A 15,820-nucleotide genomic window follows, 5' to 3' on the forward strand; every position below is an offset into this window, starting at 1 on the left:
GCAATGATATCGATCCGCATATCAATTGTTCATTGATATTGGTCTTGGACATGCCGGACGGGCGTCTGATCTTGTGGCCGGTATGACCGTTCACACCGAACGCCGTCGCGCCGCGCGCGGCGGCGGCATATCCGGGCGCGCCCCCTTCCGTGCCGTGCTGGCCGCCTGGGCCTGCATGGCCGCGGCCGGATGCGGCCTGGGGACCGGCGACGGCGGCGCCTCGGCAGCGGGCAGTACGACTCCGCCGGCCGCCGCAAGCTCCTCCGCGGCCCCGCCGTCCGGCCCGACGGCATCCGCGTCGGCCTCGCCCTCGGCCAAGCCGTCCAGCAAGGCACCCGCCACCGGACCGGGCTCCTCGACCCTGGTACCCGCCCTGCAGACCGCCGCCGAGCGGGCCGTCGGCCAGAACACGGCCGCCGCGCTGATCGCCCTCGACATGCGCAACGGCGAGATCGCCGCGACGGTGCACCGGCAGGCCGGGATGTCCGGCGCGGTCGCGCCCGGTTCCACATTCAAGATCGTCACGTCCGCGCTGCTGCTGAACAAGGGCGTGGTGACCCCGGACGGCCGCGTGCCCTGCCCGGCGACCAGCACCGTGAACGGGCAGGCGTTCGGCAACATCAAGGGCATGGCGATGCCCGCCGCCACCTTCCGCCAGGACTTCGCGCACTCCTGCAATACCGCGCTGATCGACCTGCGCGGCCGCATCGGCGACCGCGAACTCTCCGAGTTCTCGACCAAGTACTTCGGCCTCAACAGCGACGCCTGGAAGGTGGCCACCGGCCAGGGCTCGGTCGACGGCGTCGTGCCGCCCGCCACCAGCGAGAACGACAAGGCCGCCCAGATGATCGGCCAGGGCGCCCTCAAGATGAACCCGCTGACCATGGCCTCGGTCGTCGCGACGGCCGTCACCGGCCAGTTCCACCAGCCGGTCCTGGAACGCGGCATGCCCGTCCACACGACGTCCGCGAAGCTGCCCGCGAACGTCAGCAAGGCGATCAAGAGCATGATGATCGAATGCGCCACCACCGGCAGCGCCAAGGACGTCTTCCGCGGCATGCCGGGCGTCGGCGCCAAGACCGGCACCGCCGAGGTCGGCGACGCCACCAACGGCTGGATGGTCGCCTTCCGCGGCAACATCGCCGTCGCGGTCTACGTCGAAGGCGGCGCCTCGGGCTCCTCGGCCGCGGGGCCGATCATCCGCGAGTTCCTCACCGCGGTCCCGGCGGCCTGACACCCGCCGGCCTCGGAACGCGGCAGGGCCCGGGCATCCCCTGGAATTCCAGGAGGACACCCGGGCCCTGCCGCGTGCGGCTGTCAGGCGTACAGCAGGTCCAGCAGCTCCGTGTACTCCAGGCCGGCGGCCTCGAGGATGCGGGCCAGCGCGGGCGGAGCGCCCTTCGCCCGCGGACTCTTCAGGCTCGGCGCACCGGCGATGTCGCCGCTCGCGAAGCTGTTCGCCGGCGACGAGGGCGCGGCGAACGTGTACGAACGCCAGATCTGCTGGTTCGACAGCAGCATCGCCAGATCCGGCGCGTCCCACGCCAGGAAGACCCAGGTGCTCTTGCCCTGCGCCCGGAGCAGCGTGCTGCCCGGGACGATCCGGCCGATCTGCTCGGCCGCCCGCGCCGCCACCGGCACCGGGTTCGTCCACGTCCCGGAGAGCTCCCACAGCCCGTCGTCGTAGGCGACCGACCAGCCGGACGAGCGGAACGAGTCGAGCAGTTCCTCGAGTTCGGCATGCTCGACGAGGAGTTCGAGCAGCGCCTCGCTCGGCTCCGCGTCGTCGTCCCCGATCAGGCTGTCCGTGCCGGACGAGGCGTACGCCGACACCGGGCGCACCGGCTCGGGCGCCGCCACCGGCCGCGGCGCAACTGCCGGGGCGATAGCCGCGGGCGTGACCGAGGCCGACGACACCGGCGCGGCAGCGGCCGCAGCGGCCGTCGCACTCGTCGCGGGCGCAACGGCGGCCGGGGCCGGAGTGGCAACAGGTGCAGCAGGTGCAACCGGAGCGACAGGTGCAACGGGAGCGACAGGCGTCACCGGAACCGCCGGAGCAGCGGCAACCCGGGCAGCCGCAGCCCCTGCGGACGCCGCACGCTGCGCCGCCTGAGCCGCTCCGTACGCGTATACGACCGCCGAGTCCGCAGACCCGCCGTCCGCCCGCGGGCTCGACGCCCGCACCGCAGTCCCGGGCGCGACCTCGGCAGCGAGGACGTGCTCCGCCCGCCCGGCCGGAACGGTCCCGACCGTCCGCCACGACCCGGCCGAGGCGTCGGGGGAGACCGCAATGGTGACCGCGGCAGTCCCGGCGCCGGCCAGGGCCACCCGCAGCGACCCGCCCTCGGCGGCGGCACCGAGCAGCACCGGCGCGGCAGCGTCGCGGACCGGCAGGGGCTCGGCGACCGCGTCCGCGGCCAGACCTTCTTGCGCCAACGTGGAGGCCTTCGCCCCCGGCAGCACCACGGCAAGTTCGCAGTTGCCGCCGTCGGCGACCGACCGCGTCAGCGCCGCCTCGGTCAGCTCGGCACTGCCGGTCAGCGAGAACCACCGGTCGCCGATCCGCCACTGCGCGACCTGCCCGCGGCGCAGCTCGCCCGGAGCGAGGTAACGCACCGCGCTGGTACGCCCGGTGAGCGCGGCAAGCGCCGCGTCGCGCTGGTCCGCGGGCCACTGCGGACGCAGCCCGAGCACCACGTGCGCAGGGTCGAGCCGCGCGACGAGCGCGCGCAGCGCGGCCGCGCCCGGCTCGATGACGCCTGCGTACACGTGGAGTTCGTCCACCGGACCGGACGGCAGCCCGTCGATGAGCGGCCCGCCGAGGTTGTGCAGCAGCCGCGCCTCGGGGCCCGCGCCGGTCGGCGCGGTGATGTGGCGCTCGGTCAACTGCAGGGCCAGTTCCCGGAGATGGTCCGCGGCCCAGGGGGCGAGGCGGACCGCGTCGGGCAGCGCGTCCAGCCAGTCGGCGAAGTCCGCGAGCAGCGCGTGCGACGCGCCGCCCTCGCACTCGACGACCGTCCAGGCAGCGTCGTCCGGGGCCCGGTCCGCGGCAGCCGCGGAGGCGGGCCCGCCTGGGCCGATGGCCAGGCGGCTGCTGTGCCCGCCGAGCAGCAGGACGGCGGCGGGGCGGAAGGGAGTGTCGCTCGCGGCCAGCGCGTACAGGTAGTCGCGCCCCGCGAGGCTGACGTCGGCCGGGTCGAATCCCGCGTGCGCGGCATCGCCGATCACCGCGGTACGGGCGCCGCGCATGCCGCGGACCGCGGACACCGCGGTCTTCTCCAGCAGGGGGAGGTCTCCGGCCGTACCGAGCACCAACGCGTCGTGCAACACGTCCTCACGCTGCGACCACTCGTCCAGGAGGGTCAGCGGAGAGATGAACCGGGTGTGCTGTTCCGTGCCGATCTTGATTTCTCCTCACATCCGCGGTGAGGCCATCGTACGAGGCGCCCCGGCGTGCGGCACCGCCGGGACGAGATATGGCCCGCGCCGGATGCGACAACCGCAGGGGAGCGGCTCACATTCCGGGCACGTCCCAGATGCGGAGGGTGTTGTCGTGCGTGACGGTGGCGAGCTGCCGGCCGTCGTGGCTGAACGTCACGGAAGGTACAGGAGAGTGCGTCGTGTACATCCTGTCCACGACGTACTCCGGTCCGGAGGTGTCCCACAGGACCAGGAGCCCATCCTGGTCCGTGGTCGCCAGCATGCGGCCATCGGGTCGGAAGGCAGCCGACAGGATCTGGGTCGTGTGGGGAGTACGGAGATCGAGGCCTTCGTCGGTCATCCAGTTCCGGACGTGGAGTCGGGCATCGGCACCGACGGCCACGATCGTGCCACTGCCCCTCGGATCGAACGCCACGCTGTGGAAAGCTCCCTCGGCCTCGGTCAGCGGGGCGGCGATCGGCTCGAGCGTCAGGATGTCCCACAAGACCACGATGCCGTCCGCGCCGGCGCTGGCGAGGAGTGAGCCGCTGCGGTCGAACGCGAGACCGAGGACGGTGTCCGTGTGCCGCGAAAGGGCGTGCAGTTTGCCGACCTGACGGCCGAACAACTGGATGTCGCTGCTTTGTCCGGCTGCTGCCACGAAGCTGACGTCGCGGCTGCAGGCCAGTGCATGAACCGGCCCGGCCGCGTGGCCGATGTGCGTGACCGTGCTTCCGGACGCCGCATCCCAGACCTGGATGACCCCGGCCATGTCGGCCACCACGAGCTGGTGCCCCTCGGTCGGCTCGAAGTCAAAGCTCAGAGTGGAAGACCCGTAGCCGATGCTCATCGTCCGGGCCACCTCGCCGTTCCGGAGCTTGTGGACGACAACAGGCACGTCATGCCCGCCTTCGACGAGGTACCTGCCGGAAGGGCTGATGGCGACGGTTCGCAAATGGCCCGATTCGCGGCGAAGCCTTTTCAGGACGCGGGGCTCGTCGAGGCGTGGTCCAGGCTGCGGCATTACGGGCTTGCCAGGCTGCACCGCCGTCGGGGGCAACCAGGGCACAGGTGTGCTGGTGGACTCGGACACGGATTCGGACACGGATTCGGCCGCCGGCCGCCCGTCGAGCAGACCCCGGGCGACCTTGGCCACCAGCGGGGCATCATGCTGCGCGACCTCCTCCAGGCGCCGCCGCGTCGATGAGCGCTCGGCAGGAGTGCCTACGGTCAGCTGACTTCCCAGGTGCAGGACGGCCCCGATGCGCAGGTACGGGCGGCGGCTTTCCAGGGCCTGCCGGACGTCCTCCTCCAGCGGAATCAGCGGCATCTCGGACGGGTTCCGGGCCAGCGGGATCTCGCCCTCGCTGCCGTACAGCCACAACTGCGGGGTCTGCTCCGTCCCGCTCTTCCGCACGTGCTCGAAGGCGTACTGGTACGCGTCCCGCACCGAGATGATCCCGTCGGCGTCGGTATCAGCCGCGCCCGTGCGCAGGCCCTCGACGAGACCCGTCGTGAACACCGAGCCGACCGGGGAGGCCTCCGACAGAGTCTCGCCCTCGAAGGAGTACTCGGTGCCGCGCGAGGCGGTCAGGATCGCGCGCCCGCGGGAGTTTCCGACCAGTTGTCCGCGCACGTCCACCTCGGTGTCGCCTTTGGCTCCGTGCGCGAACGCGCCACTGAAGCAGCAGTCGAGGATGACGATCTGCTGCCGGGCCCGGCAGTCGTCCAACTGGTGCAGCAGCCAAGAGGATTCGAGGCCGGTGGAGGCCAGCCGGTCCTTGCGGGTGTTCGTCGTCGCGAAGAACAGATTGCCCCGCGCGTTCCGCAGCCCGTGGCAGGTCAGGTAGACGACGAGGACGTCGTCAGGCTTCCGGCCGGACAGGAAGTCCTCGAAGTCTTCCTTGAGTTCCTGGGTGTTCCGGTCGGTGCTGCGGCTGACCTCGAAGCCGCCGATATTGGGATCGGCAAGGACGCGTTCGAGCGCGTCGGCATCCTGCGCGGGCGCGCGGAGCCTGCTCAGCGATTCGTCGGTATAGACGGTCGTGGCCACGATGAGGGCGGCGCGGGCGGACATCGCTCAGGAATCCTCTGGGTGCACGGTCCAGACAACCAGCGCGCCGTGCGTGGTCCGCCCGGCGAGCAAGGTGCCGGTCGGGTCGAAGGCCAGACTGGTGAACCCCTCGTCGGGGCCGGTCGCCGTGCCGAGATGCGTTCCGGCGTACGAATCCCAGATCTTGACGCTGCGATCGGCTCCGGCCGTGGCCAGGAAGTTGCCTGCCACGTCGAGCGCGAGTGCGGTGATCCCGCCCTGCCCGGTGTCGGTCAGCCGCTGCAGGGCACCGGCGGCGCCGACCTTGTGGTACCTGAGCTTGGAGTGCTGGTCCGCGGTGAGCAGCAGGCGCGGATCGCGAGGGTGGAAGGCGATCGCCGTCACGCCGCGCACGGAGAGCGGCATGAACCCGCTGGGCCGGTACGAGCCGTCCAGCCGCTGGCACACCACGTTCCCCACGAAGGAGAGCGCCGCGAGCGCACGGCCGTCGCCGGCGAGCGCGACGGCCCGGACACGCCCGGGCCGCTGGCCGCCGGACACCGGTCTGACCGGCTGATCCGTACGCAGGACCTCCCAGCGGCCGTCGTCCCGGCCCACCACTGCCACGCCTTTCCCGAGCGCACAGGCGAGCACGGTCACGTCTGCACCGTCGGAGGACCGGTCGGGAACGACGAACAGCCGCACGTCCTCCTCGGGATCCATCACCACGACCCGGCCGTCCGTGTCCCCGACCACCATGATGTTGTCCACCGGATCGGACGCCAGCGCGCCGACCATGCCCATGGCCGGACTCAGGGCGTCCAGCTCGAGTCCCGATGCACTGTCCCAGCGCAGGACTTGGCCGTAAGGCCCCGGGACCGCCACGGCGCTGCCGTTGGGCGTGAAGGCCACCGCGCCGGGAGAGAAGGAGAGGGCACTCGTCGAGTCGACGGTCCAGGCGACGCGCACGTCCACCCGCCGGACATATCGGAATGTGTTGTCGGGGATGGTCAAGCGCTGACGGACCCTTGGTGCCGGTGCCGGTGCCGGTGTCGGTGCGGGGACGGGCAACCGAGCTTCCAAGCCGTCCCATTCAGTTCTGGAATCGTCGTCCGCAAACTCCTCGATCGTCCGTCCCACCACCGTCTTCACGAAAGCCGTGGCGAGTTTCTCGTGGAGTACCGGATCGGGCGCCGCCGCCGTTGCCGCCACGGCCGCCTCGTTCGCCGGTGCGTGTGCCGCAAGGATCTCCCGGGCGACCGCAGCGACCTTGGCGGCGTCGTTCTCCACGACCTCCCGGAGCTCGAGCAGGGCCGTGTGCACCTTGTTCGGGTCGTCCGAGGTCAGCCATTCCGCCAACTGCTGGACGGAACCGATCCGGATCGTGGGATGCGGGCTGTCCAGCGGCAGGCGCAGGGACTCCGGCAGTTCGAGGCGCTGGAGCGGCACTCCGGCCGGGTTGCGGGCCAGGATGATCTGGCCTTCTCCCGCGGTCAGCCAGCGCTGCGGGGTCTGCTTGCGGTCCGTCGCCTTGACCGAAGCCGCGGCGTACTCGAAGGCTTCGTCGACGGTCACCAGGCCCCGGTGGTTGCGGTCCGCGGCACCCGTCCGAAGGCCTTCGACCAGGCCGTTCGTGAACACCGAGCCGGTCGGCGACAGGTCGGGCAGCGGTTCGCCCTCGAACGAGTACTCGCCGGCCCGCGAGGCGGTGAGGATCACACGCCCGCGCGCCTCGGTGAAGTGCTCGGCCAGGTCGAGCTTGCCGTCGCCCTTCGAGTTGGCGGCGAACGCCCCGCTGAAGCAGCAGTCCAGGATCACGACCTGCTGCCGGGCCTTGCACCACTCCAACTGGTCGACCAGCCAGGACGCTTCGACGCCGGTCGCGGCCAGCCGGTCCTTGCGGGTGTCGGACGCGGCGAAGTAGAGCCGCCCGCGGGCGTCGCGTACGCCATGGCAGCTCAAGTACACGACGGCGAGGTCGGCACGCTTGCGCGCCACGAAGAAGTCCTCCATGGCGAGCTTGAGTTCGTGCGCCTTGCGGTCGAGTTCCGTGCGCACCTCGAAGCCGCCCACTGCCGGATCGCCGAGCACCTCGGCCAGGCCTGCCGCATCCTGCGTGGGTGCCCGCAGCCTGCTCAGCCCGGGGTCGGCGTACGCCGCGGTGGCGACGATCAGGGCCGCGCGCGGCCCCGCCGGAAGGTCAGGCGCCGGAACCGTGGCGGGCAAGCCAGACATTGATGAGCTGCTCCTGCTGTTCCTCGGTGGCGCCGGTCAGTTTGAGGGTGTCGCCGTCGATGGTGATCTCCACCGAACGTTCGGTACGCGCCGCCCACTTGCGGATCCGGGCGACCAGCGCCCGCAGTGCGGTCGTCGCGGCGATGCGGACCGCCAGCGAACCGGCCACGACGCCCAAGCCCTTGGACAGGTCGGGGGCGGACTCCTCGGAGAGCGGCTCAGCCGACTCGACGTCCTCCTCCAGCAGGTCGTCCTGGAGCAGCCGGGCGAGTTGCTCCAACTCGTCGGCTTCTTCGTCCGCTGCGGCGACGACACTGACCACGAACGCGTCCATGCCGATCCTCCCCCAAGCGCGGCAGCAGGCCGCAGTGACCGGAAAACTCCCAGGCCAGCGTAGGCGATGCGGCCTGCGCAAGGGGATCGAAACCGCCAACGGAACGGCCCCCGCCCGCCGGAGCCCGTTGCCGGGCCGGCGGGCGGGGGCCGGTGGTCCCAAAGGCGGCCCGCCGTCGCTAGAACGGCATTGCCAGTGCCACCCCGAAGCGGTTCTCCCGGTCCGTCCACCAGCGGCTCACCACGAAGCCCGCCCGCTCCAGCTCCATGGTCAGTCCGGACACCCGGAACTTCGCCGAGATCTCGGTGCGCAGCTCCTCGCCGTCCGCGAACTCCACGGCCAGGTCGAGGTCGCGCAGCTTGACCGCCTGGTCGCCGCGCGAGCGCAGCCGCATTTCGATCCACTCCTGCTCGGAGTTCCACAGCGCCACATGCTCGAAGCGCTCGACGTCGAAGTCCCCGTCGAGTTCGCGGTTGAGGACCCGCAGCACGTTGCGGTTGAAGTCGGCGGTGACGCCCTGCGCGTCGTCGTACGCGCGGACCAGCACCTCGGGGTCCTTCACCAGGTCGGCCCCGAGCAGCAGCCCGTCGCCCGTGCGCAGCTTCGCGCGCACCGCGGCCAGGAACGCCGCGCGTTCGTCCGGGTTCAGGTTGCCGAGCGTGCCGCCCAGGAACGCGACCAGTTTGGGGCCGGGTTCGTCCGGGATGCCGAGTTCGGCGTCGAAGTCCGAGACGACCGCGTCGACGGCCAGCCCCGGGTATTCGCGCAGCAGCGCCTCGGCGGCCTCGACCAGCGCGGGTTCGCTGACGTCCACCGGGACGTACCGCTCCAGCGTGCCGGCGGCGCGCAGCGCGTCGAGGAGCAGCCGGGTCTTCTCCGAGGAGCCCGAGCCGAGTTCGATCAGGGTGTGGGCGGGCAGGGTGGCCGCGACATCGGCCGCGTGCCGTTCGAGGATCTCGCGCTCGGCCCGGGTCGGGTAGTACTCGGGAAGGCGGGTGATCTCCTCGAACAGCGTGCTGCCGCGGGCGTCGTAGAACCACTTGGGCGGCAGCCACTTGGGGGCGGAGGTCAGGCCGAACGCGGCGTCGCGCCGCAGCGCGTCGGCCAAGTAGCCCTCGGGCAGGTGTCCGTGCACCTTGAGCCTGGTGGTACGAGCGGTTCGAGACACGGGTATTCCTCAGCTCCTGTCCGGCAACGGGTGGAGGTGGACGGCCTCCCGAGTGGCCGTCACGAGCGTGCGGTCGGGCACCTCGGTCCAGACGCCGTCGGCGTCCGGTTCCGAGGCGACGCGCACACTGTCGGGGGTTTCGCGGATGAAGAGGGTGTCGCCGAAGGCGGTCGCGGTGATGGTGCGGCCGTCGGTGAGGAGCAGGTTGAACCGGCCCTCGGTGGCGGCCGCGGCTGCTGCGACGACCGCGGCCATCGCGTCCCCGGCGGGTTCGCCCGCGGTGAGGCGGCGGCGCAGCAGCGCCCACAGCAGCGCCGAGTCGCAGCGCGATTCGAGCCGCAGCAGTTCGGCGGGGGGCAGCAGTGCGGCGAGCGCGCCGACGCCGTCCGGCCAGGCGTCCAGGCGCCCGTTGTGGCTGAACAGCCAGGGCCCGTCCGCATACGGGGCGGCGGCGTCCTCGCCCTGGCTGGTGCCTTCCGTCGCGGACCGCACCGCGGCGAGCAGTGCCCGGGTGCGGGTCACGCGGGCCACGTCGGCGAACGACGCGTCCGCCCAGATGGGCACTGCCCGGCGGTAGCGGGCCGGTTGCGGGTCGCCGTCGGCGTACCAGCCCACGCCGAAGCCGTCCGCGTTGACCGTGCCGTACTTCTGCATGCGCGGCTGCCAGGACTGCTCGTACAGCCCCTGCGGCGGCACCACGACGACGTCGCGCAGCGTGGTCTCCGCGCCCAGGTACGCCAGATGGCGGCACATCAGTGCGGCCCCGCGTCGCGGGCGGTGCGGAATCCCGCGAAGATCTGGCGGCGCTGCGGGTAGTCCCAGTTGCGGAACGTGCCGCGGCAGGCCACCGCGTCCGCCCCGAACGAACCGCCGCGCAGCACCTTGTAGTCGCCGCCGAAGAACACCTCGGAGTACTCGCGGTACGGCCACGCGGCGAAGCCCGGATAGCCGGCGAAGTCGGACGACGTCCACTCCCACACGTCGCCGAGCATCTGCCGCGCCCCGTACGCCGACGCACCTGCCGGGTACGCCCCGGCAGCCGCAGGGCGTAGGTGCCGCTGCCCGAGGTTGGCGTGCTCGGCGGTCGGCTCCTCCTCGCCCCACGGGTACGTGCGCGACGTATCGGTCGCCGGGTCGTGCCGGGCGGCCTTCTCCCACTCCGCCTCGGTCGGCAGCCGGCGGCCCGCCCAGCGCGCGAACGCGTCGGCCTCGTACCAGGACACGTGCACCACCGGCTCGCCGGCCGGCACCGGCTCCAGCACGCCGAAGCGCCGCCGCAGCCAGTCGCGGCCGTCGCGGATCCAGAAGCCCGGGGCCTCCAGGCCCTCGCGCTCGCGGTGCGCCCAGCCTTCCGCGGTCCACAGCCGCGGGTCGTCGTAGCCGCCGTCGTCCATGAAGCGCAGGTACGCGCCGCAGGTGACCGGCGTCGTGTCGAGGGCGAACGCGGCCACCTCGACCCGGTGCGCCGGGCGCTCGTTGTCCAGCGCCCACGGGTGCGTCGAGGTGCCCATCGTGAACGCGCCTGCCGGGACCACTACTTCGTCGGGCAGGAGGTCCACGGCCGCGGGCGGGTCCGGCGCATCGATCACCGGCGCCCCCGCGCGCAGCTGATGGGTCGCCAGCATCGTCTCGTCGTGCTGCTGTTCGTGCTGCGCGATCATCCCGAACGCGAACGCGTCGCGGGTCAGCGGATCGTCCCCGGGCGCCTGGTCGAGCAGGTCCAGCACCCGCCCTCGGACGTCGCGGGCGTACGTGCGGGCCTCGGCCGGTCCCAGCAGCGGCAGTTGCGGACGCGACGCGCGCGGATGCCGGAACGCGTCGTACAGGTCGTCGATCTCCGGTCGCAGCGGTTCGTGGCCGCCCACCCCGCGAAGCAGCCAGATCTCCTCCTGGCTGGCGATATGCGCGAGATCCCATACCAGGGGCGACATCAACGGCGAGTGCTGGCGCGTCAGATCGGCGTCGTCGACCGCGTCGGTGAGCAGCTGCGTGCGGCGCCGGGCGCGGTCGAGGGCGCGCCACGCGTCCTCGGTGCCTCCCGCCCCTTCGGCGGCGCCGGCCCCGCCGCCGGAAGCACTGCTCCCGGCGGCGCCGGCGCGCCGGTCAGTGTGCGGATGCGGCATGCCGGGCCCCCTCGCGGAAGTCCCCGGCGCGGACGACCGGCGTCAGGTCGTCGCCGGGGGCGCGGCCCCGATCGGTGTAGCGGTAGGAGAACTCCACGGCGTCGCTGAACACTTCCGCGGACACCCCCATTCCCGGCAAGGCGTCCAAAGCGGCCGCCATCAGCGCCCGGGCGGTGGTCCGCAGCAGCGGCTCCGCCAGCCCGAACCGGGCGGCCCGCAGCCACCACGCGTACGGCGGCGCGGCCGCGGCCGAGCGGGCCAGCTGCTCGGTGTGCTCCCAGGCCCGGGCCGAGGCCACCGGGTCGTCCAGGAGCGCGGTGGCCACCGCGAGGGCGATCGTCCATCCGTCGTCCGGCTGCGCGTCGATCATGCGCAGCTCCAGGTGCGTGCCGTGCGCGCGGACCGGCGGGAACAGCGTGGACATGTGCAGTTCCAGGTCCGCGGTGGTCGGCGCCGGGTCCAGCGCGCCGCGCGTCCAGTCCCGGAACGTCATGCCGTCGGGCACCGTCCACTCGTCCGGCTCGGGCCGGCTCACGCACATCACCGGCGTGTCCAGCACATACGCGGCCCAGGCCGCGCGCGGATCGGCATCGGGGTCGTGCGCGGGCGGCCGGGTGCGGGTTGCGTCCAGCCGCGACCAGGCCAGCTGCCGGGTCGACGCCCAGCCGGTCGAGCGGCCGCCGTGGTGCGGCGAGTTCGCGAACGCGGCGAGCAGCACCGGGCCGATCCGGTGGGCCAGCGCCCAGCGGTGCCGCATCCCGGCCGAGCTCGACGAGTCGTCCCCGGGGTCCAGGCACACCTGCACGGATGCGGTGCTGCACATCATCACCCGGCCCCAGTGCCCGGACCGGTCGAAATAGCGCTCCATCGCGACGTAGCGCGGATGCTGCAGGGTGCGGTGCGGGGCCCGGTAGGCGTCCACGCCCGCGCCGGCCAGGACCAGGCCGGCCTCGGCGGCCGTGTCGCGCAGCAGCGCGACGTCCAGGGACGCCGCCTCGATACATCGGGCCAGGGACGGCTGCGCCGACGAGCTCAGCTCCAACTGGCCGCCGGGCTCCAGGCTGACGCGTCCGCCGCCCGGCAGCGGGCTGCCGTCCAGCGCGGCGCTGATCCGCTCGCCGGTGACCGGCCACGCGGCATCGGCCTCGTCCCGGACCAGCCACTCGATCTCCACGCCCACCCGGTGCGGCGGGCCGGTCCGGAAGCATGTCTCGGCCGCATGGCTCTCGGCCTGCGACTCGGTCAGGGGTGCGGGGTCGCCGACCGGGTCGCGGGTCGATATCCGCCCGGCGCCGTTGCCGCTGCGCGCGTCGAGGTAAGCCTGGGACATCTGACGCCTCCTGGGAGGAATGAGCCGATCGGAAGACGATCCAGGAGCCGCCTACCCGTTCGCCGGAGTCCGCATGCTTACGACAATCGGACGTATGTCCGAACGACAGGCGAATTGCGCGGTACGACGGGTTCCGCTTCCGGCGCGCCGCCGGGCGGCGTCCGGCGTCAGGCCTCGTACGTCTCGCCGAGCGGCGGATGGTCGTTCCAGGTGACGAAAATCGACGACGTCCGGTCCCCGCGCGTGAAGTCCACCCGGATCCAGCGGTCTCCGGGCCACACCTTGACCGCCCACCCCGAATTCGGGGTGGCCGCGATCAGCGACGCGGAATCCGGCGCGAACGAGAACGACGCCCGCCCGCCCTTGACCTCGAAACTGCGCGTCGAACCGGACCCCTGGTCAGGCGGCGCGGCCGCATCCGAGGACGCCGGAGCCGCGGTCGTCGCGGCGGCCGTCGGGGACGCCGCCCGGGTCGCGGCCGCGGGGGTGGTGCCGGACGGCCGGGGGCTCGGCGTCCGGGACGCGAACGAGGTGGCCGAGATCGTCGCCGGGGCCGACACCAGGACCGGCCCCCGGCCCTCCACGGCCTGGGCGCCCAGCGCGGGCGCCCGCGGCGCCTCGAAGACCGTGTCGCGCAGCACCGTCCGCACCGCAAACCAGGACAGCGCCACAGCGGCGGCCGTCACCGCCACCCACACCCCGACCCTCGCCACCCCGCGCTGCACGCGCCCATCCTGCCCTGCCGCCCCCGGCGGCCGGGGGCGAGGTGGTGATTCGGACGTACGTGCCCGTCCGCCGCGGGCCGAACGGTACGGTTTCGGGCCATGGCACAGGTGCTCGTGGTGGAAGACGACCAGTTCGTCCGTTCGGCGCTGATCCGCTACCTCTCCCAGGAAGCACACGGGGTCCGCAGCGTCGGCACCGCGCTGGAGGCGCTGCGCGAGGTCGCCCAGTACCGGTTCGACGTCGTCATCCTCGACCTCGGGCTCCCCGACCTCGACGGGTCCGAGGCGCTCAAGATGCTGCGCGGCATATCCGACGTCCCCGTCATCATCGCGACCGCCCGCGACGACGAGGCCGAGGTCGTCCGGCTGCTCAACGCGGGCGCCGACGACTACGTCACCAAGCCGTTCTCCGGCGAGCACCTCGGCGCCCGCATGTCGGCCGTGCTGCGCCGCTCGCGCGGCCGCGCCACCGGCGGCGACGCCCTGCAGACCGGCGGCCTGCGCATCGACGTGCGCCGCCGCGAGGCCGAACTCGACGGCACCGTCCTCAACCTCACCCGCCGCGAATTCGACCTGCTGGCCTTCCTCGCCTCGCGGGCCGGCACCGTCGTCCCGCGCCGCGAGATCCTCGCCGAGGTGTGGGGCCAGGCGTACGGCGACGACCAGACCATCGACGTCCACCTGTCCTGGCTGCGCCGCAAGCTCGGCGAGACCGCCCGCCAGCCCCGCTACCTGCACACCGTGCGCGGCGTGGGGGTCAAGCTGGAGGCCCCCGCGTGAGAGGGACGCTGGTCCGGGTCGCCCTCGCGGTGACCACGATGGTCGCCCTCGCCTTCCTGATACCCCTCGGCCTGGTGGTCCGCGAGATCGCCCGCGACCGGGCCTTCGCGGACGCCGAACGGCAGGCCGCGGCCCTGCAGCCCGCCCTCGTCATCACCACCGACCGGGCCGCCCTGGAGCGCGCCCTGGGCAGCGTCCCGGCGGGCGCCGACGGCCGGGTGGCCGTCCACCTGCCGGACGGCGGCGTCCTGGGCGCCCCGCACGTCGCCGCATCCGCCCTGGCCAAGGCCAAGGAGCGGGCCCAGGCCTTCCGGGTGCGCACCGGCGGCGGCTGGTCGCTGCTCCAGCCGGTGGTGCTGGACGAGGGCCGCATCACCGTCATCGAGGTCCACATCCCCGAGGGCGACACCTCGCGCGGCGTGGGCACCGCCTGGCTGGTCCTCACGGGCGTCGCGGTCGCCCTGGTCGGCGGCTCGCTGGTGGTCGCCGACCGGCTCGGCGCCCGCGTGGTCCGCTCCGCCAAGGGCCTGGCCGGCGCCGCCCGCACCCTCGGCGGCGGCGACCTGTCGGTCCGCATCGCCCCCGAAGGGCCCACCGAGCTGCGCGAAGCCGCGGCGGCGTTCAACAGCATGGCGGACCGCGTCGAGAAGCTCATGGCGGCCGAACGCGAACGCGCCGCCGACCTCTCGCACCGGCTGCGCACCCCGCTGACCGCACTGCGCCTCAACGCCGCCTCGCTGGGCGACACCGCGGTCGCCGACCAGACCCGGCACGCCGTCGCGCAGCTCGAACGCGAGGTCGACCAGATCATCCTCACCGCCCGGCGCCAGTCCGCCGCCGCCGAACCGGTCGGCAGCGACCTCGCCGAGGTCGTCCGCGACCGCATCGCCTTCTGGTCCGCCCTCGCCGAGGACGAGGACCGCGACTGGCGGCTGGACGGCGCCGCCGAGGCGGACGGGCCGGTCCGCATCCCCGTACCGCGCGCCGAACTGGCCGCCGCGGTCGACGCGATGCTCGGCAACGTCTTCCGGCACACCGCGGAGGGCACCCCGTTCGCGGTCACCCTGCACGTCGGCGGGCCGGGTGCCGGGGACACCGTCATCCTGCTGGTCGCGGACGGCGGCCCCGGCATCGCCGACCCGGAGGCCGCACTGCGCCGCGGGCACGGCCAAGGCGGCGAGGGCTCCACGGGCCTCGGGCTGGACATCGTGCGCCGCGTCGCGGAGTCCACCGGCGGCGAAGTGCGCGTGGAGCGCTCGGTGCTGGGCGGCGCGCAGGTCTCGGTCCGGTTCGCCGCGGGCGGCCGCCAGGTGCCGGCCGCACGGCGCGGCCGCCGGGCCCGGAAGCGGCGTACCGGGCAGAACGCCTGAAACTCCCCGAACTCCAAGCCGGGCACGGCGAATTCGCCCGCGCGAGGGGCATGCAAAAGGGGTGGGCGCACAAAAAGGGGCGCGGACGCACCGGGTGGGGGTGGGTGCGTCCGCGCCAAGGGGAGTGCATCCCCTTTAATGGCACAGACCCTGGGGGGTTGGGTCGAGCCTCGGCCGCCCGGAGGGGGGGAGCCCCGTGAATTCCGGGTCGGCCTGCGCAGCTACGTTAACGACTGGCAACCCGCTTGAACACCTGAACCGGCCGATTTAAGGAAGGCTTAAGTCGGATCGGGTGACGAATCG

General features: G+C 72.9%; 12 protein-coding genes. 3 read left to right on the forward strand and 9 right to left on the reverse strand.

The window, feature by feature from the left end; genetic code table 11:
* Positions 1–82 precede the first annotated feature (82 nt).
* Complete coding sequence (locus tag LZ495_RS12510; protein WP_235052199.1) at positions 83–1,234, forward strand: penicillin-binding transpeptidase domain-containing protein; 1,152 nt, start codon at positions 83–85, stop codon at positions 1,232–1,234.
* Between the two features lie 83 nt (positions 1,235–1,317).
* On the opposite strand, the gene LZ495_RS12515 is transcribed toward LZ495_RS12510, so the two are convergent.
* The 9 genes from LZ495_RS12515 to LZ495_RS12555 all read right to left on the reverse strand — a co-directional run bounded on the left by LZ495_RS12515 (position 1,318) and on the right by LZ495_RS12555 (position 13,367).
* Positions 1,318–3,330 carry a hypothetical protein gene (locus tag LZ495_RS12515; protein ID WP_235052200.1) on the reverse strand — a complete coding sequence of 671 codons (2,013 nt, stop codon included), beginning with the start codon at positions 3,328–3,330 and terminating at the stop codon, positions 1,318–1,320.
* 184 nt (positions 3,331–3,514) lie between these two features.
* On the reverse strand, positions 3,515–5,497 hold the full coding sequence (locus tag LZ495_RS12520) for a caspase, EACC1-associated type (RefSeq protein WP_235052201.1): 1,983 nt from the start codon (positions 5,495–5,497) through the stop codon (positions 3,515–3,517).
* Positions 5,498–5,500: 3 nt separating this feature from the next.
* Positions 5,501–7,687, reverse strand: coding sequence for a caspase, EACC1-associated type (locus tag LZ495_RS12525; protein ID WP_235052202.1), 2,187 nt, complete (start codon positions 7,685–7,687; stop codon positions 5,501–5,503).
* Entirely contained in the window at positions 7,653–8,021 is a 369-nt protein-coding gene (locus LZ495_RS12530) for an effector-associated constant component EACC1 (protein ID WP_235052203.1), read from the reverse strand. The genes LZ495_RS12525 and LZ495_RS12530 overlap by 35 nt, the downstream gene beginning before the upstream one ends.
* A 178-nt stretch (positions 8,022–8,199) precedes the next feature.
* Entirely contained in the window at positions 8,200–9,189 is a 990-nt protein-coding gene (egtD, locus tag LZ495_RS12535) for an L-histidine N(alpha)-methyltransferase (RefSeq protein WP_372498560.1), read from the reverse strand.
* A 9-nt stretch (positions 9,190–9,198) separates the two neighbouring features.
* On the reverse strand, positions 9,199–9,942 hold the full coding sequence (gene egtC / locus LZ495_RS12540; protein WP_235052204.1) for an ergothioneine biosynthesis protein EgtC: 744 nt from the start codon (positions 9,940–9,942) through the stop codon (positions 9,199–9,201).
* Entirely contained in the window at positions 9,942–11,312 is a 1,371-nt protein-coding gene (gene egtB, locus LZ495_RS12545; RefSeq protein WP_235052205.1) for an ergothioneine biosynthesis protein EgtB, read from the reverse strand. Before egtB ends, egtC begins: the two co-directional genes overlap by 1 nt.
* Positions 11,293–12,642 (reverse strand): ergothioneine biosynthesis glutamate--cysteine ligase EgtA, encoded by a 1,350-nt coding sequence (egtA, locus tag LZ495_RS12550; RefSeq protein ID WP_235052206.1) that lies wholly within the window; start codon positions 12,640–12,642, stop codon positions 11,293–11,295. The genes egtB and egtA overlap by 20 nt, the downstream gene beginning before the upstream one ends.
* A 167-nt stretch (positions 12,643–12,809) precedes the next feature.
* Complete coding sequence (locus LZ495_RS12555) at positions 12,810–13,367, reverse strand: hypothetical protein (RefSeq protein WP_235052207.1); 558 nt, start codon at positions 13,365–13,367, stop codon at positions 12,810–12,812.
* Between the two features lie 99 nt (positions 13,368–13,466).
* Between LZ495_RS12555 and LZ495_RS12560 the strand changes: the two genes are divergently transcribed.
* Together LZ495_RS12560 and LZ495_RS12565 are read left to right on the forward strand one after the other, a co-directional pair.
* The gene (locus LZ495_RS12560) at positions 13,467–14,147 is read left to right on the forward strand and encodes a response regulator transcription factor (RefSeq protein WP_235052208.1); all 681 of its coding nucleotides are present in this window, start codon (positions 13,467–13,469) and stop codon (positions 14,145–14,147) included.
* Positions 14,144–15,517, forward strand: coding sequence for a sensor histidine kinase (locus LZ495_RS12565; RefSeq protein ID WP_235052209.1), 1,374 nt, complete (start codon positions 14,144–14,146; stop codon positions 15,515–15,517). The genes LZ495_RS12560 and LZ495_RS12565 overlap by 4 nt, the downstream gene beginning before the upstream one ends.
* Positions 15,518–15,820: the final 303 nt, after the last annotated feature.

Source organism: Yinghuangia soli, from assembly GCF_021502675.1.
GTDB classification, from domain to species: domain Bacteria; phylum Actinomycetota; class Actinomycetes; order Streptomycetales; family Streptomycetaceae; genus Yinghuangia; species Yinghuangia soli.